Annotated in this window: 22 protein-coding genes and 1 tRNA gene; 10 read left to right on the forward strand and 13 right to left on the reverse strand. The window is 64.4% G+C overall.

What is annotated here, in order from left to right:
• Nucleotides 1–103 precede the first annotated feature (103 nt).
• Nucleotides 104–781 carry a hypothetical protein gene (locus VLK31_RS26470; RefSeq protein WP_409171452.1) on the reverse strand — a complete coding sequence of 226 codons (678 nt, stop codon included), beginning with the start codon at nucleotides 779–781 and terminating at the stop codon, nucleotides 104–106.
• A 1-nt stretch (nucleotide 782) separates the two neighbouring features.
• Nucleotides 783–1,196, reverse strand: a complete 414-nt coding sequence (locus tag VLK31_RS26475; RefSeq protein ID WP_409171453.1) for a nucleotide pyrophosphohydrolase — start codon at nucleotides 1,194–1,196, stop codon at nucleotides 783–785.
• Between the two features lie 371 nt (nucleotides 1,197–1,567).
• Between VLK31_RS26475 and VLK31_RS26480 the strand changes: the two genes are divergently transcribed.
• Nucleotides 1,568–2,458 carry an HNH endonuclease gene (locus VLK31_RS26480; protein ID WP_409171454.1) on the forward strand — a complete coding sequence of 297 codons (891 nt, stop codon included), beginning with the start codon at nucleotides 1,568–1,570 and terminating at the stop codon, nucleotides 2,456–2,458.
• An 81-nt stretch (nucleotides 2,459–2,539) separates the two neighbouring features.
• On the opposite strand, the gene VLK31_RS26485 is transcribed toward VLK31_RS26480, so the two are convergent.
• The 6 genes from VLK31_RS26485 to VLK31_RS26510 form a co-directional block, all read right to left on the reverse strand.
• A tRNA-Thr gene (locus VLK31_RS26485) sits at nucleotides 2,540–2,615 on the reverse strand.
• A 25-nt stretch (nucleotides 2,616–2,640) separates the two neighbouring features.
• Complete coding sequence (locus tag VLK31_RS26490) at nucleotides 2,641–3,654, reverse strand: class 1 fructose-bisphosphatase (RefSeq protein ID WP_409171455.1); 1,014 nt, start codon at nucleotides 3,652–3,654, stop codon at nucleotides 2,641–2,643.
• A gap of 122 nt (nucleotides 3,655–3,776) precedes the next feature.
• Complete coding sequence (gene pepN / locus VLK31_RS26495; protein WP_409171456.1) at nucleotides 3,777–6,482, reverse strand: aminopeptidase N; 2,706 nt, start codon at nucleotides 6,480–6,482, stop codon at nucleotides 3,777–3,779.
• Nucleotides 6,469–7,155 (reverse strand): HAD family hydrolase, encoded by a 687-nt coding sequence (locus tag VLK31_RS26500; RefSeq protein ID WP_409171457.1) that lies wholly within the window; start codon nucleotides 7,153–7,155, stop codon nucleotides 6,469–6,471. Before VLK31_RS26500 ends, pepN begins: the two co-directional genes overlap by 14 nt.
• A gap of 5 nt (nucleotides 7,156–7,160) precedes the next feature.
• A protein-coding gene (gene prfB / locus VLK31_RS26505; RefSeq protein ID WP_409171458.1) for a peptide chain release factor 2 occupies nucleotides 7,161–8,265 on the reverse strand; the annotation gives its coding sequence in 2 pieces (ribosomal slippage) (nucleotides 7,161–8,183 and nucleotides 8,185–8,265; 1,104 coding nt in all).
• A 216-nt stretch (nucleotides 8,266–8,481) separates the two neighbouring features.
• Nucleotides 8,482–9,306: a MetQ/NlpA family ABC transporter substrate-binding protein gene (locus VLK31_RS26510; RefSeq protein ID WP_409171459.1), complete on the reverse strand. Its 825-nt coding sequence runs from the start codon at nucleotides 9,304–9,306 to the stop codon at nucleotides 8,482–8,484.
• A 237-nt stretch (nucleotides 9,307–9,543) separates the two neighbouring features.
• Between VLK31_RS26510 and VLK31_RS26515 the strand changes: the two genes are divergently transcribed.
• The 4 genes from VLK31_RS26515 to VLK31_RS26530 are packed head-to-tail and all read left to right on the forward strand — an operon-like array spanning nucleotide 9,544 to nucleotide 12,340.
• Entirely contained in the window at nucleotides 9,544–10,431 is an 888-nt protein-coding gene (locus tag VLK31_RS26515) for a methionine ABC transporter ATP-binding protein (RefSeq protein ID WP_409171460.1), read from the forward strand.
• Nucleotides 10,424–11,086: a methionine ABC transporter permease gene (locus VLK31_RS26520; protein WP_409171461.1), complete on the forward strand. Its 663-nt coding sequence runs from the start codon at nucleotides 10,424–10,426 to the stop codon at nucleotides 11,084–11,086. The genes VLK31_RS26515 and VLK31_RS26520 overlap by 8 nt, the downstream gene beginning before the upstream one ends.
• 40 nt (nucleotides 11,087–11,126) lie before the next feature.
• Entirely contained in the window at nucleotides 11,127–11,954 is an 828-nt protein-coding gene (locus VLK31_RS26525) for a MetQ/NlpA family ABC transporter substrate-binding protein (RefSeq protein ID WP_409171462.1), read from the forward strand.
• A gap of 35 nt (nucleotides 11,955–11,989) precedes the next feature.
• Nucleotides 11,990–12,340 (forward strand): hypothetical protein, encoded by a 351-nt coding sequence (locus VLK31_RS26530; protein WP_409171463.1) that lies wholly within the window; start codon nucleotides 11,990–11,992, stop codon nucleotides 12,338–12,340.
• 341 nt (nucleotides 12,341–12,681) lie between these two features.
• Here the strand turns inward: VLK31_RS26530 and VLK31_RS26535 are convergent, their stop codons facing one another.
• The 3 genes from VLK31_RS26535 to VLK31_RS26545 form a co-directional block, all read right to left on the reverse strand.
• A complete protein-coding gene (locus VLK31_RS26535) occupies nucleotides 12,682–14,067 on the reverse strand; it encodes an LLM class flavin-dependent oxidoreductase (RefSeq protein ID WP_409171464.1) in 1,386 nt (461 codons plus the stop codon).
• Nucleotides 14,064–14,897, reverse strand: a complete 834-nt coding sequence (locus tag VLK31_RS26540; protein WP_409171465.1) for a MetQ/NlpA family ABC transporter substrate-binding protein — start codon at nucleotides 14,895–14,897, stop codon at nucleotides 14,064–14,066. The genes VLK31_RS26535 and VLK31_RS26540 overlap by 4 nt, the downstream gene beginning before the upstream one ends.
• 131 nt (nucleotides 14,898–15,028) lie before the next feature.
• Nucleotides 15,029–15,922, reverse strand: a complete 894-nt coding sequence (locus VLK31_RS26545; RefSeq protein WP_409171466.1) for a LysR substrate-binding domain-containing protein — start codon at nucleotides 15,920–15,922, stop codon at nucleotides 15,029–15,031.
• A gap of 137 nt (nucleotides 15,923–16,059) precedes the next feature.
• Between VLK31_RS26545 and VLK31_RS26550 the strand changes: the two genes are divergently transcribed.
• On the forward strand, nucleotides 16,060–17,079 hold the full coding sequence (locus VLK31_RS26550; protein WP_409171467.1) for an aldo/keto reductase: 1,020 nt from the start codon (nucleotides 16,060–16,062) through the stop codon (nucleotides 17,077–17,079).
• A 16-nt stretch (nucleotides 17,080–17,095) separates the two neighbouring features.
• Here VLK31_RS26550 and VLK31_RS26555 read toward each other — a convergent pair whose 3' ends face one another.
• Nucleotides 17,096–18,025 carry an alpha/beta fold hydrolase gene (locus VLK31_RS26555; protein WP_409171468.1) on the reverse strand — a complete coding sequence of 310 codons (930 nt, stop codon included), beginning with the start codon at nucleotides 18,023–18,025 and terminating at the stop codon, nucleotides 17,096–17,098.
• Between the two features lie 126 nt (nucleotides 18,026–18,151).
• Here VLK31_RS26555 and VLK31_RS26560 point away from each other — a divergent pair, with 126 nt between their 5' ends.
• The 4 genes from VLK31_RS26560 to VLK31_RS26575 all read left to right on the forward strand — a co-directional run bounded on the left by VLK31_RS26560 (nucleotide 18,152) and on the right by VLK31_RS26575 (nucleotide 20,912).
• The gene (locus tag VLK31_RS26560) at nucleotides 18,152–19,213 is read left to right on the forward strand and encodes an aldo/keto reductase (RefSeq protein ID WP_409171469.1); all 1,062 of its coding nucleotides are present in this window, start codon (nucleotides 18,152–18,154) and stop codon (nucleotides 19,211–19,213) included.
• Nucleotides 19,210–19,701, forward strand: a complete 492-nt coding sequence (locus VLK31_RS26565) for an aminoacyl-tRNA deacylase (RefSeq protein WP_409171470.1) — start codon at nucleotides 19,210–19,212, stop codon at nucleotides 19,699–19,701. The genes VLK31_RS26560 and VLK31_RS26565 overlap by 4 nt, the downstream gene beginning before the upstream one ends.
• Before the next feature lie 208 nt (nucleotides 19,702–19,909).
• A complete protein-coding gene (gene plsY, locus VLK31_RS26570; protein ID WP_409171471.1) occupies nucleotides 19,910–20,548 on the forward strand; it encodes a glycerol-3-phosphate 1-O-acyltransferase PlsY in 639 nt (212 codons plus the stop codon).
• Nucleotides 20,549–20,558: 10 nt separating this feature from the next.
• The gene (locus VLK31_RS26575) at nucleotides 20,559–20,912 is read left to right on the forward strand and encodes a RidA family protein (protein WP_409171472.1); all 354 of its coding nucleotides are present in this window, start codon (nucleotides 20,559–20,561) and stop codon (nucleotides 20,910–20,912) included.
• 58 nt (nucleotides 20,913–20,970) lie between these two features.
• Here the strand turns inward: VLK31_RS26575 and VLK31_RS26580 are convergent, their stop codons facing one another.
• On the reverse strand, nucleotides 20,971–21,648 hold the full coding sequence (locus VLK31_RS26580; RefSeq protein WP_409171473.1) for a TIGR02281 family clan AA aspartic protease: 678 nt from the start codon (nucleotides 21,646–21,648) through the stop codon (nucleotides 20,971–20,973).
• Between the last annotated feature and the right edge of the window lie 6 nt (nucleotides 21,649–21,654).

Consider the following 21,654-nt stretch of genomic DNA (forward strand, 5'->3'; position numbering starts at 1 on the left):
CATGGCCATAGTGATCACTCCTGATACCCCACCGCTTAAAAAAGCAGCAGGGTAGGCTGAACACCCGGGTCAAATTTGAAGCGGCACAACCCTCACAGGTGGGTCAAATTTCGGCCGGCGCCAACAGCCTGATGCGGCCGTTGGACAACTCATACAGCACCTCTGAGTCGCCGCACTTGATGTGCTGCTTGATGAAGTTGCGCAGCAAGCTCCGCTCGGTCTCGCCCTTCAGGAAGAGCGGCGCCTTTGCGATGTAGTCGGCGTAATGGGCCGAGTCGATGACGCCGTCGCGCTCGTAGTTGTGCAGGTACGCGCAGGCTTGAACCGAGATGCCACCGGAATACACGGCCTCGTTGAAGCCCTCCATCAAGGAGGCGTACGACCACGCTTGGTACGAGGGGTGAACGACCTCGCGCAGCCCGCCACCAAGGTAGGTTTTGACCAACGCGTCTTTGGTCGAAGACTTCACTTCGTCCCACTGCTTGAGCTCGACGATCACCACGTTCTTGGAGTCGTCGTGACCCCGACCGGTCAGGCTGATGTCGATGCGCTTGGAGCTTTGCGGAATATGAAGCTCGACAGCCACGCCCACGTCACTCGGAATTTCAGAGTCGCTGAGCACCTTCGCCATGTACCCGAGCGATTCCTTCCACGACCTCTTCTCCGCCGCTGGCACCTTGCGGCCGGTGGCGCTGAAGTACTTGGCGAGGATGACGTCTTCGATATCTCTGTCGTTGTTGTCGCTGAGAAATTGCTTCTTGTCGGCCTCGTAGACGATCACGTCAGTCCTTCCCGGATTCACCGGATTCAGGCCGGCTGTGCTTCTGGCTGCTGCCGCGCACTTGGTCGGCGGGGTAGCGCAGGGCGTTGGCCTTCAGCTTCTGCTGCACGGCGGCATCGAGGTCTACGCCCAAGACGGAAGACAGGCGAACGAGGTAGAGCAACACGTCGGCGAGTTCGTCTTGAACGGCCTGCGCTGTTTGCGGGTTTCGGCCGGCTTGCTTGGATGCCTCTTCGGGCATCCATTGAAAGATTTCGTTCAGCTCGCCGACCTCGCCGGTCAGCGCCATCACCAAGTTCTTGGGGGAATGGAACTGGGCCCAGTCGCGCTCGTCAGCGAACTGCTCCAGGCGTGCCGCGAGCTTTGCGAAGTCGACGAGCGCGGTGCCTGACGTTGCGTCAGTGGCATCGGTCATGTTGAGGCTCTCCTGTTGCCCATTGCCAATGAGGTGCGTGGCCAGCGGCCTTGCTCACGCTCAAAGGCGTGGACACGGATCCTGGCCCGTTCGTGCAAACAAGTGTATCTAGCGAGATGCTCGTGCGTTCACAGTTGTGATCGAGTAGCGCGCCATAGAGCCCTGGGCGTGGCCTGCATCAACCGTCCTGAGAAACAATCGTTAGCTGGACAGATCGATTAACGTTAAAGTGTGTCACCAATCGTTAATTAGGTCTGTGATGAACGGAATTTTCTGTGTGAGTTGCGTAGCTCAATTTCAATGTGATGGCTTGCAAGCCTCAGAGCCGATGGCGATTGTGTTATTGAGAATGGATTTTTTGGCGAATTGAAATGGCAAGAAGAAAATCTCCTTCTTCGCGCTTAATCGCCGCAGGATTGCCGTCTTTTGAGTTGGGAAATCTTTATAACCGCTGGCCTGATATAAATATTCCGTATGGTGGCGGAAGGCAGGGCGGAATTTCTTATTCTGCGCAAGCCCCTGTGACATTTTTATTCACAGGCGAAAGTGGCGAGCAATATGGGTATAACGATCGCTTTGACGATGAGGGCACCTTCTTTTTCTTCGGCGAGGGTCAAGAGGGCGACATGACATTTGATCGCGGAAATCTTGCGGTTCAAAATCATTCTGCTGAAGGAAAGGCGCTGCACCTATTTCGCACTGTTGCCCAAGGCAAGGGAAAAGCTAAACGCAAAGTTCAAAAATATCTTGGTGAATTTGTTTATCAGGATCACGAATGGGTCACCGCCCCTGACGTAAAGGGTGCCCTTCGACAGGCAATTATTTTTCGACTTGTGCCAGTTACGCGATTGGAGCAAATTGAATTGGCCTCCGTCGAGGAGCCTGCTGAGGGGATGACGCTTCAAGACGCTAGAGATAGAGCAATTGCTGCATCTAAAGTCAACGGCTCCCAGGACAGCAAAAAGGGGAGCCGCACAATTTATGAGCGGAGTCGCGCGGTGCGCGACTATGTGCTGCAACGCGCGGCGGGTAAGTGCGAATTGTGCAATCAGTTCGCACCTTTTCTTCGAAAAGGTGGTCTGCCTTATTTAGAACCGCATCACACCACGCGGGTGTCTGACGGCGGGCCCGATCATCCGCAATTTGTTGCGGCGCTTTGCCCTGCGTGCCATCGAGAAGTGCACTACGGCGAGCACGCTCAGTCGAAGAATTTGACGTTGATGGAAAGATTGCAGGCGCTTGAGGGAGCAGGCCCAACCTAATTCCGCATTGACAAAAAATTGGCTCGTCGCGGGCCTGATAGAAAAAAGCCCCTGATCCTTACGAATCAGGGGCTTTTTATTTGGTGCCGGAGAGATGAATCGAACACCCGACCTTCTCATTACGAATGAGCTGCTCTACCGACTGAGCTACACCGGCGAAGCCTCAGATTATACCCACTAAATCAGGCCTTCTCGGCGTGGTACTGCGTCAAACGCTCAACTTCGTTTCGTGAACCCAACAGTACGCTCACGCGCTCGTGCAGCTTGGTGGGCTGCAGGTCAAGAATGCGCTGCTTGCCGTTGGTGGCCGCGCCGCCTGCCTGCTCCACCAGCCAGCTCATGGGGTTGGCCTCGTACATCAGGCGCAGCTTGCCGGCCTTCTCGGGCTCGCGCTTGTCCCACGGGTACATGAACACGCCGCCGCGCATCAGGATGCGGTGCACGTCGGCCACCATGCTGGCAATCCAGCGCATGTTGAAGTCCTTGCCGCGCGGGCCTTCCTTGCCGGCCAGGCACTCGTCGATGTAGCGCTTCACGGGCTCGTCCCAGTGGCGCATGTTGCTCATGTTGATGGCAAATTCCTTGGTGTCGGCCGGAATCTGAATGTCTTCCTGCGTAAGCACAAAGCTGCCTTGCTCGCGGTCGAGCGTGAACATGTCCACGCCGTTGCCCACGGTCAGCACCAGGGTGGTCTGCGGGCCGTAGATGCAGTAGCCGGCCGCCACCTGCTGGGTGCCTGCCTGCAGAAAGTCGCTCTCCTGCACGCCGGGGTGGTCGTCGGGCTTTTTCAGCACGCTGAAGATGGTGCCGATGCTCACGTTCACGTCAATGTTGCTGCTGCCGTCCAGCGGGTCGAACATGAGCAGGTATTCGCCCTGCGGGTAGCGGTTGGGCACCACGTGGATGGTCTCCATCTCCTCGCTGGCCATGGCCGCCAGGTGGCCGCCCCATTCGTTGGCCTCGATGAGCACTTCGTTGGCAATGATGTCCAGCTTCTTCTGGATCTCGCCCTGCACGTTCTCGCTTTCGGCCGTGCCCAGCACGCCGCCCAGCGCGCCCTTGTTCACGGCCTGGCTGATGCTCTTGCAGGCGCGGGCCACCACTTCGAGCAGCAAGCGCAGCTGGCCCGGAATGAGGCCGCCGGCGCGCTGTTGTTCAACAAGGTAGCGGGTGAGGGAAATCTTCTGTTGAGCCATGGTTTGGGTTCAGTTCAATCTGTTCGTGAAACACCGCGGAACCGGCTTTGCCGGGCCGCTGGTGTTGCCCCCGGTAGGGGGAAGGAGTAGCGACACGAAGTGCGCGAAGCCTGGGGGCGAGCCTAGTTGCCGGCCAGGGCGCGGGTCACCACTTCATGCGTGTCCTTGCTCAGGTCGGGCTTGGCGGCCACGCGGGCGATGGCTTCGCGCGCGGCGCTGCGGTAGGGCTCGGCCAGCTTGCTCCAGCGGTCGAGGGCGCGCGCAAGGCGGGCGGCCACCTGGGGGTTGATGGCGTCGAGCTCTATCACGCGCTCGCTCCAGAACACGTAGCCGGCCGCGTCGGGGCGGTGGAACGCGCCGGGGTTGGCGCTGCACAAGGCAAAGATCACGCTGCGCGCGCGGTTGGGGTTTTTCAGCGAGAAGTCGGGGTGCTTCATGAGCTGCTTCACCAGCGGCAGAATGTCGCCGCCGCGGTCGCTGGCGCCGGCCTGCAGGGAGAACCACTTGTCGATGACCAGCGCCTCGTTCTTGAAGATGGCGTGGAAGCGCGCCAGCGCCTGCGCGGCCAGGGTGTGGCCCGAGGACACGAGCGCGTTGAGCGCGTTGAAGCGGTCGGTCATGTTGCCCGCGTCCTTGAAGCGCTGCAGGGTCTTGCCCGGCCACACCACATCGGCAGAAGTGCGCGCCGCCAGGCACAAGAAGTTCAGCGCCATGCCGGCCAGCGCGCGGCGGCCTGACGACGTGGGGTCGGGGCTGTAGGCGCCGGTGTCCTTGTTGTCTTCGTACACCTGCTCCCAGTCGCTGAAGAGGGCGGTGGCCAGTTGGGCGCGCATGGCTTCGCGCACCAGGTGCACGCGCTGCGGGTCGACCACGTCGAGCTGTTCGGCAATGTAGGTTTCCGACGGCAGCGTGAGCACCAGCTCCTTGAAGGCGGCGTCCAGCTGCGGGTTGCGCAGCACGCTGCGCATGGCTTCGATGTAGTCGTCGTTCAGCACCGGGACCGTGTCGCCAGCTTGTGCCGCAATGCCTTGCAGCGCGGCGCGCAGGCCCAGGCGCTGGCCGGCTTCCCAGCGGTTGAACGGGTCGGGGTCGTTGGCCAGGAGGGTGAGCAACTGAGCGTCGGTGTACGCAAAGTCCAGGATCACCGGCGCGCTGAAGCCACGCAGGATGGAAGGCACGGGCTCGGCGTCCAGGCCCACGAAGGTGAGCTGTTCGCTGGCTTGCGACAGCACCAGCGTACGGGTGCCGCGGGTGACTTCGCTTTCGCCTTCCAGCTGCAGCGGCAGCTCGCGGCCGTTGGCGTCGAGCAGGCCCACGTTCAGCGGAATGACGAAGGGTTCCTTGGTCGGCTGGCCGGGGGTGGGCGGGCAGCTTTGCGTCACGCTCAGGGTGTAGCTGCGGTTCTGCGGGTCGTACACGCCTTGCGCCGCAAGGCGGGGCGTGCCGGCCTGGCTGTACCAGCGCTTGAACTGGGGCAGCAGGCGGGCCAGTTCTGATTCAGGGTTGGCGTCTGCAATGGCCTGGGCAAAGTCGTCGCAGGTCACGGCCTGGCCGTCGAAGCGCTCGAAGTACAGCGTAATGCCGCTCTCGAAGCCCTTGCGCCCGACCAGCGTCTGCATCATGCGCACCAGCTCGGCACCCTTTTCGTAGATGGTGACGGTGTAGAAGTTGCTGATTTCGATGTAGCTGTCGGGCCGCACCGGGTGGGCCATGGGGCCGGCGTCTTCGGGGAACTGGCTGGTGCGCAGCACGCGCACGTCTTCGATGCGCTTCACGGCGCGGGCGGATGCATCGGCGCACAGGTCCTGGCTGAATTCCTGGTCGCGGAAGACGGTGAGGCCTTCTTTCAGGGACAGCTGGAACCAGTCGCGGCAGGTGACGCGGTCGCCGCTCCAGTTGTGAAAGTACTCGTGGCCGACCACGCTTTCAATGTTGCCGTAGTCGGCGTCGGTGGCGGTGGCCTGGTTGGCCAGAACGTACTTCGTGTTGAAGATGTTCAGGCCCTTGTTTTCCATGGCGCCCATGTTGAAGTCGCTGGTCGCCACGATCATGAAGCGGTCCAGGTCCAGCGGCAGGCCAAAGCGGGCCTCGTCCCACAGCACGGAGTTGATGAGCGAGTTCATCGCGTGCTCGGTCTTGTCGAGGTCGCCGGCGCGCACGTACACCTGCAGCAGGTGGTCGCGCCCGTTGCGCGCCTTGATGCGCTGCTCGCGCGCCACCAGCTTGCCCGCCACCAGGGCGAACAGGTAGGCGGGTTTCTTGAAGGGGTCGACCCACTTGGCGAAGTGGCGGCCCTCATTGCCTGGACCTTGCAGTTCGCCCTGGTCGACCAGGTTGCCGTTGGACAGCAGCACCGGGTACGCGGCCTTGGCGGCGCGCAGCGTCACGGTGTACATCGCCATCACGTCCGGGCGGTCCAGGAAGTAGGTGATGCGGCGGAAGCCTTCGGCCTCGCACTGCGTGAAGAAGGTGTCTTCGCTCACGAACAGGCCCATCAGCTTGGTGTTCTTGATGGGGCAGCAGGTGGTGAAGATCTCGAGCTCGAAGGTGTCGGGCAGGCTGTCGATGACCAGCTGGTCGCCTTCCATGCGAAACGACGCGCCCTGGCCGTTGACCAGCACGCGCGCCAGGTTCAGCTCGTCGCCGTCCAGGCGCAGCGGCTGCACCGGCACCTCGGGGTTGCGGCGCATCTGCATGCGGTTGAGCACACGGGTCTTGGCGGGGTCGAGGTCGAAGGTGAGGTCGACGGTGTCGATCCAGTACGCCGGGGCGGCGTAGTCTTCGCGGCGAATGGCAATTGGTTGCCCTTGAGCGTCACGCATCAGCATCGAGTGTCTCCAGAAAATTCGAATGGGCGAGTTCGTTGTAGTCACGAACCGCGGCAATCACATGGGGGCCTGCCAGCTCGGCAGCGCTATGGGTGCTGCACACCGCCACGGCACGCATGCCGCCACGGCGCGCGGCCTCGATGCCGAAGGGGGCGTCTTCGAACACGATGCAACGCTCCGGCGCAATGCCGATGCGCCGCGCCGCTTCCAAGAAAATGGCGGGCGTGGGCTTGCCGCTGAAGCCCTCGTCACCACCCACGATGGCCAGCGGCAGCGGGTCCATCTTCAGGCGCGACATCGCAAATTCGATGTTGTGCCTGTCACCCGCCGTGCCCACCGCCACCTTCAGGCCGCGCGCAACGGCGGCCTTGGCAAAGGCGGTGAAGCCCGCAACTTCGGTGAAGTTGTCGCTGAACATGGCGCGGTAGATTTCTTCCTTCTCGTGCACCATGGCTTGGCACTCTTCGTCGGACAACTCGCGCTCGAACAGCTCGCGCATGCACTCGGTGCCGGTGCGGCCCGTGGTGCGCGCAAGGATGTCGCTCACGTCGAGCTTCAGCCCGTGGCGTTCCACAAACTCGACCCACGAGCGCGCATGCCAGGGCATGGAGTCGATCATGGTGCCGTCCATGTCGAAGATGAAGGCTTCGACCTTGCCGTGCGTCAAGCTCATGGGGGTTACACGCCTTGCTTCAAAGAGGCTTCGATGAACACGTCGAGGTCGCCGTCCAGCACCTTCTGCGTGGCCGAGACTTCGACGTTGGTGCGCAGGTCCTTGATGCGGCTGTTGTCCAGCACGTAGCTGCGAATCTGGTGGCCCCAGCCCACGTCGGTCTTGGTGTCTTCCAGCTTCTGCTGCGCTTCTTGCTGCTTGCGCAGCTCGAAGTCGTACAGCCGCGAGCGCAGGCGCTTCCACGCCACGTCTCGGTTGCTGTGCTGGCTTCGCCCGTCCTGGCACTGCACCACGATGCCGGTCGGAATGTGCGTGAGGCGCACGGCCGAGTCGGTCTTGTTGATGTGCTGGCCGCCCGCGCCGCTGGCACGGAAGGTGTCGGTGCGCACGTCGGAAGGGTTGATTTCAATCTCGATCGAATCGTCGATTTCCGGGTACACGAAGATGCTGGCAAAGCTGGTGTGGCGGCCACCCGAGGAGTCGAACGGCGACTTGCGCACCAGGCGGTGCACGCCGGTTTCGGTGCGCAGCAGGCCGAAGGCGTAGTCGCCTTCCACCTTGATGGTGGCGCCCTTGATGCCGGCGGTGTCGCCCGGGGTTTCGTCTTCGATCTGCGTCTTGAAGCCCTTGCGCTCGGCGTACTTCAGGTACTGGCGCAGCAGCATGCTGGCCCAGTCGCAAGCCTCGGTGCCACCGGCGCCGGCCTGAATGTCGACGAACGCGTTCAGCGGGTCGGCCGGGTTGTTGAACATCCGGCGGAATTCGAGCTGCTTGATGTCGGCTTCGAGCTTGTCGGCGTCATCGGAGATGGCCTGCAGGCCGTCCATATCGCCGTCGGCCTTCGACATTTCGAAGAGCTCGGTGTTGTCGGAGAGGCCGTTGGTGAGCTTGTCGAGCGTGACGACCACGTCGTCGAGCGACTTCTTCTCTTTGCCGAGTTCCTGGGCCTTCTTGGGGTCGTTCCAGACTTTCGGGTCTTCGAGCGATGCGTTGACTGTCCTCAGTCGTTCAGCTTTGGCATCGTAGTCAAAGATACCTCCGTAAATCGACCGTACGCACGCTCAGGTCGGCAAGCATTGCGCTGATTTGGTTGATTTGTTCTGCGTCCATGGGGTGTCCTGACTGTGTTCGGGGGAAACCGGGCATTTTCTCACGGTCCGCCGACTCGCCTGTATGCGCCCCTGTATTGCTCCTTCCCCTTCCGGGGGAAGGCTGGGATGGGGGCAAGCGGCATCTGTTCGGCGCATGGCTTTATCGAACGCCGCTTGCCCCCACCCCGGCCCTCCCCCGGGAGGGGAGGGAGAAACACCCCCCAACCTCAGGACTTCAGAACGCGGGGACCAGCGAGCCCTTGAACTGGGTCTCGATGTAGCTCTTCACCTCGGCCGACTGGTAGGCCGCTACCAGGCGCTTGGCCCATGGCTTGTCCTTGTCGACGCGGCGCACCGCAATCAGGTTGGCGTAGGGGCCCTTGGGGGCTTCCTTGATCACGGCGTCCTTGTTCAGCGAGAGGCCGGCTTTTTCGGCGTAGTCGTTGTTGATGGCCGCAATGGTCAGGTCGTCCAGCGAGCGCGGCAGCTGGGCCGCGTCCAGCGCCACCAGCTTCAGCTTCTTGGGGTTGGTCACCACGTCCAGCGGGGTGGCGGTGTTGTTCTTCACCGCGTCGGGCTTCAGCGTGATCAGGCCGGCCTGCTGCAGCAGCAACAGCGCACGGTTGCCGTTCGACGGGTCGTTCTGAATGCCCACGGTGGCGCCGTCAGGCAGCTGGTCGATGGACTTGAGCTTGCGCGAGTAGAAGCCCAGCGGCGCGGTAATGGTCAGGCCCACGGGCACGATGTCGAAGCCGCGCGCCTTGTTCTGGTTGTCCAGAAAGGGCTGGTGCTGAAAGGCGTTGGCGTCCAGGTCGCCCGAGGCCAGGGCCGCGTTGGGCAGCTGGTAGTCGTTGAACACCACCAGCTGGATGTTCAGGCCGTTCTTGGCGGCCACCTTCTTGACCACCTCGAAGATCTGCTCGGCGCTGCCGACGGAAACGCCCACCTTCAGGGTGTTCTTGTCTTGCGCGAAGGCGGCGCTGCCCGAGAAAAGTGCGGCTGCCAGGGTGGCGGCAAACGTGGCGGTGAGAGCGGTGCGACGGCGGAAAGTGGTGTGCATGGTGGCGCGAAATCAGAAAAATGAAGGCGCGAATGTGGCACTGCAGCACGCGTTTGGGAACGAACGAATAGGCATATCGATATGGCGTGCTTGGCTCGTACGCCAATTTCAATATGCAATTTCAGATATAAACAGCCTCCTTTTTCTTCGTTCCCTTTTGCCGCTTTTGTTTTCATACTCGGCACCTTTTTCGCGAACCTTCGCGTGCGGCGCCCGCGCTGAACGCCCTTTTTTCCAATGAGCCATCCTTCGCCCGATGCGGGCCGCGACACCGCGGCGCCGGTCATCCGTCTTGAATCCGTGCAGAAGTCGTTCGCCTTGCCCAGCGGCGAGGTGTTCGACGCCGTGCAGTCGCTGTCGCTAGACATCCACCAGGGCGACGTGTTCGGCCTGATCGGCAAGAGCGGTGCCGGCAAGTCGACGCTGCTGCGCCTCATCAACCTGCTGGAGCGGCCCGACGCGGGCAAGGTGCTGGTGGGCGGGCGCGACCTGACCACGCTCTCGCGCCGCGAGCTGCGCGACACGCGCCAGAACATCGGCATGATCTTTCAGCAGTTCAATTTGCTGCAGAACGCCACGGTGTTCGACAACGTGGCCTTTCCGCTGAAGATTCACGGCCGCCATTCCAAGGCCGAGATCAACGCCCGGGTGCGCGAGTGCCTCGACCTGGTGGGCCTGGCCGAGAAGATCGACACCTACCCGGCGCAACTCTCCGGCGGGCAGAAGCAGCGCGTGGCCATTGCCCGCGCGCTGGCGCCGCGCCCGCAGGTGCTGCTGTGCGACGAGCCCACCTCCGCGCTCGACTCCGAAACCACGCGCTCGCTGCTGGAAACGCTGCGCGACATCAACCAGAAGATTGGCGTGACCATCGTTATCGTGACGCACGAGCTGTTGGTGGTCGAGGTGCTGTGCCGCAACGTGGCCATTCTGGAAAAGGGCCGCCTGGTGGAGCAGTTCGCGGTGGAAGACGCGCCGAAGGAAGTGCGCAAGACCGCGCTGGGCTGCGAAATAGACGCGCTGGTGCGCCGCCGCGAACGCGATGCGCGTGAAGCACGTGAATCAGAGGGGGCCGCCGCCCTGCCTGCCGCGCCAGGCCTCAACGCCCAGGAGCCCGCATATGTTTGAAAACATCACCCCCATCCTTCCTGAGCTGTGGGTGGCCATTGGCCAGACTTTCATGATGCTGGCCATCGGCCTCACGGCGGCGGTGCTCATCGGCGGGCCGCTGGGCATCCTGCTGTTCTTGCTGGGCCCGGGCCAGTCGCTGGAGAACAAGCCGGCGTTCCTGGTGCTGAACTGGATCGTGAACACGGTGCGCTCGTTCCCTTTCATCATCCTGCTGGTGGCGCTGGTGCCGTTCACGCGCGTGATCGCGGGCACGTCGATCGGCCCGCTGGCCGCGGCCGTGCCGCTGTCGTTCGCCGCCATTCCGTACTTGGCGCGCCTGGTCGACCAGTGCCTGCGCGAAGTGCCGCGCGGCGTGATCGAGGCGGCGCATGCCATGGGCGCTTCGGAGCTGCAGATCGTTTGGCGCGTGCTGCTGGTGGAGGCCCGCTCGGGCCTGGTGCTGGCGCTGACCGTGCTGGCCGTGAGCTTTCTCTCTTACTCGGCGGTGGCCGGCGTGGTGGGCGGCGGCGGCATTGGCGACCTGGCCATCCGCTACGGCTACTACCGTTTCCAGACCGACGTGATGGTGCTCACCGTGGCGCTGCTCGTGCTGCTGGTACAGATCCTGCAGTTCGTGGGCAACACCACGGCAAGCAGGCTCGACAAGCGTTGATATTTTTTTCTCCTTCTCTCTCTCTAGCTTTTTTCATCTCATGAAGACCGTTTTCCTGCGCCGTTCCGTTCTTGCCCTTTCGCTGGCTGCGCTGTCGCTCGGCGGCCTGTCTTTGCAGGCCCATGCGCAAGACCCTGCCAAGAAGAACCTGGTGATCGGCGGCACCGCCGGCTCCAACGCCGACCAGCTCAAGCAGGGCATCGTGCCGTTGCTGGAGAAGAAGGGCTACAAGGTCAAGCTGGTCGAGTTCAACGATTACGTGCAGCCCAACCTGGCGCTGGCCCAGGGCTCGCTCGACGCCAATTTCTTTCAGCACCAGGTCTATCTGAAGAAGTTCGCGGCCGACCAGAAGCTGGACATCACCGAGCTGGTGCAAGGCCCGATCGCGCCCATGGGCGTGTACTCGACCAAGCGCAAGACGCTGGCCGACGTGAAGGAAGGCGACCGCGTGACGCTGCCTAACGACCCGAGCAACCTGGCCCGTGCGCTGGTGCTGCTGGAGCAGAACAAGCTGATCACGCTCAAGCCCGGCATCGACGCGTTGCGTTCCACCGAGAAGGACGTGGCCGAGAACCCGAAGAAGCTGAAGTTCATTCCGCTGGAAGCCGCGCAGCTGCCGCGTTCGCTGGGTGACACGGAGTACGCGATCGTCAACGGCAACTTCGCGATTTCGTCGGGCCTGAAGCTGACGGAGGCGGTGGTGCTGGAGAAGACGCCCGAGTACTACCTGAATGTGGTCGCCGTGAAGACGGCCGACAAGAACACGCAATGGGCCAAGGACATTGCCGAGGTCTACCGTTCGAAGGAGTTCAAGGCGGTGGTCGACAGCAAGTTCCAGGGCTACGCCAAGCCCAGTTTTCTGCAGTAATTTCTTCTCTGCTTTTTCCTGAAAAGGACGCCCCAATGCCCGTTCTGGCCGTATTCGATGCGCAAGGAAGTTGGCGCGACACCCACGTGTGCGACGGCTGGATTACCGAGCACCTGGCGGGGCAGGGGGTGAGTTGGGGTCGAGGCAAGAAGAAGGGGCAGCAGGTGCTGGAGAGCGCCGGGTTGTTCTATGTGCCTACTGCCGATGGCTATCTCGGCTTGCTTGTGGAGGCCGGCGAGTGGGTGTCGGTGCCTGAAGGCAAAGCGCATTTCTTCGATGCGGGCGAGGTGGAGTCTTTTGACGCTTTGCCTGGTTCTTTGCCGTTGTTCGAGGCGTTTGTCGAAGAGGTTCTTTCCCTTACTGGGAACGACGCAGACGACGAGTGACGGGCGCTTTTTTGGTGCTTTGTTCAGGGCGTGTGCACAGGCCGCCGGGTACTCCCCTCCGCGAATGTCCCCCGGCCTGCGGCCTCCTCCTTTATTTCGCTGCGGGGAGTACCCGACGCCCTGTGCACTGGGGCACGCTGCTGGTGATCGCACGATCAACGACCGCTCTGAACACGCTCACGTCGATGGGGTACCTTGCGCAGCGAAATAAAGGAGGAGGGGCGAAGCCCCGGGGGACATTCGCGGAGCAAGGTACCCCGTCGGCGTGAGCGTCGCCCTGAACTGAATTGAATTGACAGCAACGCGCCCCGAACAGCAGCGCGCCCAAGCGCAAAAAGACCTCAGGCAGCCAACCGCTGCGCAGCAACCCGCCCCACAGGCCGCGCCAACCCCAGGTGGTCCCGCAACGTACGCCCCTCGTAGTCCGTACGAAAGATCCCGCGCTTCTGCAGGATCGGAACCACGCCATCGACAAAGTCCTGCAGCCCATGCGGCAACGCATCCGGCATCAGGTTGAACCCGTCCGCCGCACCGGCCCTGAACCAGTGCTCGATGTCGTCCGCAATCTGCTCCGGCGTACCCACGATCACGCGGTGCCCACCACCACCCGCCAACTCGCGGATCAACTGACGCACCGTGTACCCGTGCGTGCGGCCCGCTGCCACCACCGCGTTGAAAAAAGTGTGGTTGCCGTTGCCGTTGCCATTGCCGGGCAACGGCAAATCGTCAGGCAGGCGCTCGTCCAGCTTCAACCGGTCCGGCGCAATGCCCAGCGTGCCCGCAATGCGCGTCAGGCTGTAGTCCCACGGAATCAGGTCGACCAACTCGTCGCGCCGACGCCGCGCCTCGGCCTCCGTGCTCCCCACGATGGTCGTCAGCCCCGCAAGCACCTTCACCGCATCAGGCCCGCGGCCCAGTTCGGCCGCGCGGGTCTTCAGCGCACGGGCATAGGCCAACGACTCCTCGAACGACTGCGAGGCAGAGAACACCGCCTCCGCATGGCGCGACGCCAGCTCGCGCCCGTCGGCCGACGCGCCGGCCTGCACCAGCACCGGATGCCCCTGCGGCGCGCGCGGCAGGTTCAACGGGCCCTGCACCGCAAAGTGCTCGCCACGGTGCGCAATGGCGTGCACCTTGGCCGGGTCGATGAAACGGCCGCTGGCCTTGTCGCCGATGAAGGCATCGTCCTCCCAGCTGTCCCACAAGGCCTTCACGATGTCGGTGAACTCCGAGGCGCGCGCATAGCGCTTCGCATGGTCGGGGGTGGCGTCATGGCCGAAGTTGCGCGCCGACGGCAGGTCGGCCGTGGTCACCACGTTCCAGCCCGCGCGGCCGTTGCTCACATGGTCGAGCGTGGCAAAGCGCCGGGCAATGTTGTAGGGCTCGTTGTAGCTGGTCGAGGCCGTGGCAATCAGGCCGATGTGCGTGGTGGCCGCGGCCACGCAGGCCAGCAAGATGGTGGGCTCCAGCGCGGTGATCGGGCGAAAGTGCACCTGGTCGACGATGGCCGCGTTGTCCGCCAGAAACACCGCGTCGAGCTTGCCCGCCTCGGCAATCTGCGCCGTGCGAATGTAGTGCTGGATGTCGGCAAAGGCCCACGGGTCGCTCTGGGGCAGGCGCCAGGCCGAGGGCACGAAGCCCGAATGCAGGATGTTGACGTTCAGGTGCAGCTGGCGGGGCCTGGGCGTGGGCCTGGGCCTGGGCGTGGTGCTGGTCGAATGGCTCATTGGGAAAAGTAGTCGGGCAGCCGGTAGCCGGCCCAGGTCGGGTTGGCCTTGAAGAAGCGCTGGAACTCGGGCGACTGGTAGGCCGCGGCAATGTCCTTGGCAAACTTCGCGTTCTCGTTGCCGCGCTTGACCGCCACCACGTTCACGTAGGGCGGGGTCATGTCTTCGAGCTTCAGCGCGTCGGTGAGCTTCAGGCCGGAGGCCACAGCAAAGTTGCCCTGCACGGCGGCAATGTCGGCGTCGGCCAGTGAGCGCGGGGCCTGCGCGGCTTCGAGCGGCACCAGCTTCAGGCGCTTGGGGTTGTTCACCACGTCGCGCTCCGACACGCTCAGCGGGCTCACGCCGGGCTTGAGCGTGACCCAGCCAATGGCCGCAAGAATGTTCAGCGCGCGCGCCGCGTTCACCGGGTCGGCCGGCAGCGTGACGGTGGCGCCGTCAGGCACGGTGCCTAGCGACTGGTGGCGCTGCGAGTACAGGCCCATGGGCGGCGTGGGCACCTGCACCACGGGCACCAGGTCGAAGCCCTGCTGCTTGTTGGTGGCGTTGAGGTAGAGCGTGTGCTGGAAGATGTTGGCGTCGATCTGCCCGCGCTCCACCGCGTCGTTGGGCTGCACGCCCTGGCTGAACTCGATGTACTTCACGGTGTAGCCCTGCGTCTTCAGCTGGGGCTCGATGCCCTGGGTGAAAGCGTCGCGGTAGGGGCCAGGCATGAAGCCCACGCGCAGGTCGGCGGCATGGGCGCTTGGCTGCAGCAGCAGGCCGGAGCAGAGTGCAAGAGCGCCGAGCAAAGGCAAGGGCATGCGCAAAAAGGCGCGCGAAGAAAAACGCATGGCAGGCAACTCCAGGGGAGACAAGGGAGCTGCGCACTCTAGGTCGCGGTGCCCGCGGCGCGAACGAAGATTCGTGCGCTTGGTTATCCGCTGGGCGAATATCGCGCCGACGGTGTCTGGCGTTCCCGCCGCTAGCCTTCGCGCTTCAGAAAATCGACGAACGCGCGCAGCGGCGCCGGCATGTGGGTGCGGCTCGGGTAGTACAGGAACGGGCCCGAGAAGCTCTGCCACCAGTCCTGCAGCACCGGCACCAGCGCGCCGCTGTCGAGCGCGGGGCGCAGGTATTCCTCGAAGAGGTAGATCAGGCCCAGCCCCGCTTCGGCGGCGTGCACCTCCACGTCGGGCATCGACGCAATGAGCGGCCCGGTCGGCGTGATCTTGATGACCTTGCCCTTGCGCACGAAGCCCCAGGCCGCGAGCACGCCGCTGGGAAAACGGTGGCCGATGCAGGCGTGATGAAGCAGGTCGGTCGGGTGCTTGGGCGTGCCGTGCGCGGCCAGGTAGGCCGGCGATGCCGCGGCCACGAAGCGCTGCGTGCGCGGGCCCAGGGGCACGGCGATCATGTCGCGCGCAATGCTCTCGTCGTAGCGAATGCCGGCATCGAAGCCCGCCGCAAGCACGTCGATGAAGGTGTCGTCTGTCGTCAGCTCCAGCGTGATGCCCGGGTGCGCATGCAGAAAGCGGCTGGCCAGCGGCGGCAGCACGCGCTGGGCCACCACCATGGGCACGTTCAGCCGCAGCGTGCCCGTGGGGCTGTCGCGAAAGCTGTTGAGCGTGTCGAGCGCGCCGGCAATGTCGTCCAGCGCGGGGGAGATGCGCTCCAGCAGGCGCTGGCCGGCCTCGGTGGGCGTCACGCTGCGCGTGGTGCGGTTGAGCAGGCGCACGCCCAGTTGCGCCTCCAGCCGGCGCATGGCCTCGCTGAGCGAGGAAGGCGACACGCCGCGCAGGGCCGCCGCGCCGCGAAAGCCGCGCGCACGGGTCACTGCCACGAAGGCGCCCAGGTCGGAAAGGTCGGGGTCAGTCATGGCGCCATTGTGCGGTTTGGCGCACAACCTGTGCGGTGCTGGACGGATTATCGAACGCACCGCTTCCTTTCAAACTACAGCCATGCCGCTTGCAACCGCCAGCGGTTCCCTCTGAAAACACTTGAAGGACACGCACCATGAAGACACGTCAACTCGGCACCAAGGGCATGAACGGCCCCAAGGTTTCTGCCATCGGCCTCGGCTGCATGGGCATGTCGGGCATCTACGGCCCGTCGGACCGCGCGGAGAGCATCGCCACCATTCACGCCGCAATGGACGCGGGCATCACGCTGCTCGACACCGGCGACTTCTACCAAAACGGCCACAACGAAATGCTGATCGGCGAGGCGCTCAAGGGCCTGAAGGGCTCGCAGCGCGACGCGGCATTGGTGAGCGTGAAGTTCGGCGCCATGCGCGACCCCTCGGGCGGCTGGATCGGCTACGACGCGCGGCCCGCTGCGGTGAAGAACTTTGCGACCTACTCGCTGCAGCGCCTGGGCGTGGACCACCTGGACATCTACCGCCCCGCGCGGCTCGATGCGAACGTGCCGATCGAAGACACCGTGGGGGCCATTGCCGACCTGGTGAAGGCGGGCTACGTGCGCCACATCGGCCTGTCGGAAGTGGGCTCGCAGACCTTGCGCAAGGCGGCGGCGGTGCACCCGATCTGCGATCTGCAGATCGAGTATTCGCTGATCTCGCGCGGCATTGAAGACGACATTCTTTCGACGTGCCGCGAACTGGGCATCGGCATCACCGCGTACGGCGTGCTCTCGCGCGGGCTCATCAGCGGTCACTGGAAGAAAGACGCGGCGAGCGCCACCGACTACCGCATGCACACGCCGCGCTTCCAGGGCGAGAACGCGGAGCGCAACCTGGCGCTGGTGGAGGCGCTGCGCCACATTGCCGACGCCAAGGGCGTGACGGTGGCGCAGATCGCCATCGCTTGGGTGGCCGCGCAGGGCGACGACATCGTGCCGCTGGTGGGTGCGCGCCAACGCACGCGGCTGGCCGAGGCACTGGGCGCGCTCAACGTGACGCTGGCCGCCGACGAACTGGCGGCCATCGAGCGCGCGGTGCCCAAGGGCGCGGCAGCGGGTGAGCGCTATGCCGCCGCGCAAATGGCCAGCCTGGACAGCGAGCCGGGCCGCGCCTGAAGCGTGGCCGGCTTGCTCAGTCGGCCAGAAACTCTTCGATCATCCGCGCCACGCGCTGCGGCTGGTCGTGGTGCAGCATGTGGCCCGCGTCGGCCAGGCGCTCGGTGCGCACGGTGGGCACGGACTTCAGCCGCTCGTGGAATTCTTCGTGCGTGTAGCGGTTCTTCCACCAGCCTTGCAGGCTGTCGTCGGAGGCCTCGACCATCAGCAGCGGCGCGGTGATGCGCGCATACAGCGCCAGCGTTTCGTCGACCCGGAAGATGTGCGCGTTGACGATCTTGTGCGCCGCATCGCCCAGAATCTGCCAGCGCTCGCTGCCGTCGGGCTGCGCATGGTTGGCCGACCAGTGGCTGGCGAGCCAGTTGGCCTTGTCGGGCGTGAGGCGCGGGTTGGTCTTCATGAGGCGGCGGGCCACGCCGTCTACGGCGGAATAGCCGGCCAGCGCCATCTCGCCGCGGTGCAGGCGCTTGAGCTCGTCGATCCACTGGCCGTAGCGGGTGGGCGCTTCCTCGGGCTTGCGCGCGGGCATGCCGAAGCCTTCGAGGTTGACCAGGCGGCGAATGCGCGCTGGCCGCACGCCGGCATAGTGCATCACCACGTTGCCGCCCATGCTGTGGCCGACCAGGTCGACCTGGCGTGCGTTGTCGCCTTCGCCGGCGTAGTGGTCGAGCAGCCATTCGAGGTCGGCCAGGTAGTCGGCCAGCCAGTAGTTGTCGACGCCGCCGCCTTCGGTCAGGCCGAAGCCGCGCCAGTCGGGGGCGACGATGAAGCGGTCTTCTTCCATGGCGTCGACCACGAACTGCCAAGAAGCCGCCACGTCCATCCAGCCGTGCACCAGCACCAGGGGAGGTCGCGTGTCCGATGGCTGGCCCCACAGGCGCACGTGGTAGCTGAGGTTGCGCACGGGCACGAATTCACTGCGGGAGGGGCGTATGGCTTGGTACATGGCGACCGATGATAAAGAGGCCTTTGTGCTGAGGCAGTCCGGCACAGGACAGCTGCAGGTACTGGGGCGCTCGGGTTTTGCGCCGGCGGCCAGCGGCATGCCGGGGAGGGCGGTAGCATCCCGCGCATGAAAAAGATCCAACTCGGTCAAACCGACCTGCACGTCACCCCGATCTGCCTCGGCACCATGACCTTCGGCGAACAGGTCGACGAGCCCACCTCCCATGCCATCCTGAGCCGCTCGCTGGAGCGCGGCATCGACTTCATCGACACCGCCGAGATGTACTCGGTGCCCACGCGCAAGGAAACCTACAGCGTCACCGAGACCATCATCGGCAACTGGTTTGCCGCCAACCCTGGCGCGCGCCAGAAGCTGGTGCTGGCCACCAAGGTGGCCGGCCCCTCGCGCAACATGCCCTGGGTGCGCGAAGGCTCCGGCATGACGGCTGCGGACATCGAGGCCTCGTGCAACGCCAGCCTGAAGCGCCTGAAGACCGACGTGATCGACCTGTACCAGATTCACTGGCCCGAGCGCCATGTGCCGCTGTTCGGCAACATGTTCTACGACCCGGCCAAGGAAACGTCGAAGACGCCGATCCTGGAGCAGCTCGAGGCGCTGGGCAAGCTGGTGAAGGCCGGCAAGGTGCGCGCCATTGGCCTGTCGAACGAGACGCCCTACGGCGTGCACGAGTTCGTGCGCCTGGCCGAACAACACGGCCTGCCGCGCGTGGCCACGGTGCAGAACGTGTACAGCCTGGTCAGCCGCGCCCACGAAAACGGCCTGGACGAAACCATGCACCGCCTGGGCGTTTCGCTGCTGGCCTACTCGCCGCTGGCCTTCGGCCTGTTGACGGGCAAGTACGACCAGAGCGGCATCGACGGCCCCGACGCACCCAAGGGCGCGCGCATTTCGAGCTACGAGTCGGTGCGCAAGCAGCGCTGGGGCAAGCCCGATTCGCTGCGCGCCGCCAAGCGCTACAACCAGCTGGCGCGCGACAACGGCCTGACGCCCACGCAGCTGGCGCTGGCCTTCTGCTACACCAAGTGGCAGGTGGCGAGCACCATCATCGGCGTGACCTCGGTGGCGCAGTTGGAGGAAGACCTGAACGCGTACGGCACCACGCTGTCGGTGGAAGTGCTGGCGGAGATCGACAAGATTCGGCTGGAAATTCGCGACCCGGCGGCGTGAGCAAAAAAGTCCACGTGTCTGAAACGCCCGCAACGCAACTGTTGCGGGCGCACAAGATCGCGTTCACCGAGCACCCCTACGAATACATGGCGCACGGCGGCGCGCAGCGCGGCGCCGAAATGCTGGGGCTCGACCCGTTCACGGTCATCAAGACGCTGGTCATGCAGGACCAGGACGCCAAGCCGCTGATCGTGCTCATGCACGGCAACCGCACGGTGTCGACCAAGAACCTGGCGCGGCAGATCGGCGCCAAGTCGGTCGAGCCGTGCAAGCCCGAGGTGGCGCAGCGCCACAGCGGCTACATGGTGGGCGGCACCTCGCCGTTCGGCACGCGGCGCGAGATGCCGGTGTACGTGGAAGCCACCGTGCTCGAACTGCCGAAGATCGTGCTGAACGGCGGGCGGCGCGGCTACCTTGTGGGCATCGATCCGCAGGTGTGCGTGGCGCTGCTGGGCGCCACGCCCGTTCAATGTGCGCTGGCAGAATAGCCGGCGCCATGACACCCACGTCTTCCGATTTTTTTTCCTTCGCGACTGGCCGGCAACCCGGGCCAGGGTGCGTCGTATGCGTTGCGCGCCTGTGTGACACGGTGGCCCGGCCGCGGCCTGGCGTTTCGCAAGCAGCATGTTGTGATCCAATCGCCGCCCCAGGCGGTCGTCGCCTAACAAGAACAACTTTTCCCCGCGGAGTGCCGTCTTGAGTTTCACCTTGCCTTCCCTCATTGCCATCGTGGTGTCGTACCTGATCGGCTCGCTGTCTTTCGCGGTCATCGTGAGCAAGACGCTCGGCATGGCCGACCCGCGCAGCTACGGCAGCAAGAACCCCGGCGCCACCAACGTGCTGCGCTCGGGCAACAAGGGCGCGGCGCTGGCCACGTTGTTGCTCGATGCGCTCAAGGGCTGGTTGCCGGTGTTCCTCATTCACCAGTTTGGCGCGCAGTGGGGACTGGGCGCCGGCGTGGCCGCGCTTGCGGGACTGGCGGCGTTTCTCGGGCACCTGTACCCGGTGTTCTTCGGCTTCCAGGGCGGCAAGGGCGTGGCCACCGCGGCCGGCGTGCTGATGGGCATTGCGCCGCTGCTGGGGCTGGCCACGGGCGTCACCTGGCTGATCATTGCGGTGTTCTTTCGCTACTCGTCGCTGTCGTCGCTGGTGGCGGCGTTCTTTGCGCCGGCCTACTATCTGATTGCCGGCGGCATTGCCTGGCCGCTCGACCGCACGGTACTCATCGCCCTCGTCGTCATGAGCTTGCTGCTGTTCTGGCGGCACCGCGAAAACATCCGCCGGCTCGCGGCCGGCACGGAGTCGAAACTCGGCGCCAAGAAAAAACAGGACTGAAAGAAACACCATGGCTTCCATCACCCGCCACCACGTTGGCCCGCGCCTTTCCGAAACCGCCGTGCACAACGGCACCGTGTACCTGGCCGGCCAGGTGCCTGACGACACGACAGAAGACATTCGCGGCCAGACCGCGCAGGTGCTGGCCATGGTCGACCGCCTGCTGGCCGAGGTGGGCAGCGACAAGTCGCGCATTCTCATGACGCAGATCTTCCTGGCCGACATTGGCGACATCACGGCCATGAACGAGGTGTGGGACGCGTGGATTCCCGCCGGCAACACGCCGCCGCGCGCCACGGTGCAGGCCAAGATGGCCAATGCGGCCTACAAGATCGAGATTGTGGTGACGGCCGCGCAAGCCTGACCTGGCGCAAGGCTGGCGATGCCAGCCGCAGGGCTCGGTCGCGCTTTCAGGCGCGTTTTCAGTAGCGCTTTTCCAGGACCATCTGGTCCGCGTCGCGCCGCATCGAAAAGCGGTTGATGAAGCTGTTGCCCAGCAGCACGAAGGGCATGGCCTGCGGCGATACGACGGCGTCGATGTCGTACACCTCCACGTCGCCCACGCGCACCGATTGCAGGCGAAGCCGATAGCCCTGCGACACGCCGTTGGCGGTGTTCATCATCACGCGCTGGCCCTTGCTGTAGTCCAGGCCGATGCGCTGCGCGTCGTCGGCCGACAGCGCGATCGACGTGGCGCCCGTATCAAGCATGAAGGTGACCGGCCGGCCGTTGATGGCGCCCTGCGTCATGAAGTGGCCGCGGCTGTCGGCCGTCAGCACGACGCGGCTGCCGCCCCCTCCGCCGCCGGTGTCACCCCCGCCGCCGATGCTGACGGGCGTGTCCATGCGCAGGTTGACGCGCTTGCCTTCGAGCTCGACCACGGCCTGCTCGGCCTGCAGCGACAGCAGCTTCACGCCCTGGTAGCTCTCGCCGACGGCCACGGTCTTGGGCGGGTTGCCGTTCACGATCAGAATCGCGCGGCTGCCGATGGTGCCTGTCAGCATGACCGAACTGGCGGCATGCGCCAAAGCGGCGGCCGCCAGCAGATGCACTGCGACGGCGGCGGCCAACAGGTGCTTCGCCGCGGCAAGAGGTGTCATGCGACC

Source organism: Variovorax sp. H27-G14 (assembly GCF_046156345.1).
Classification (GTDB): domain Bacteria; phylum Pseudomonadota; class Gammaproteobacteria; order Burkholderiales; family Burkholderiaceae_C; genus Variovorax.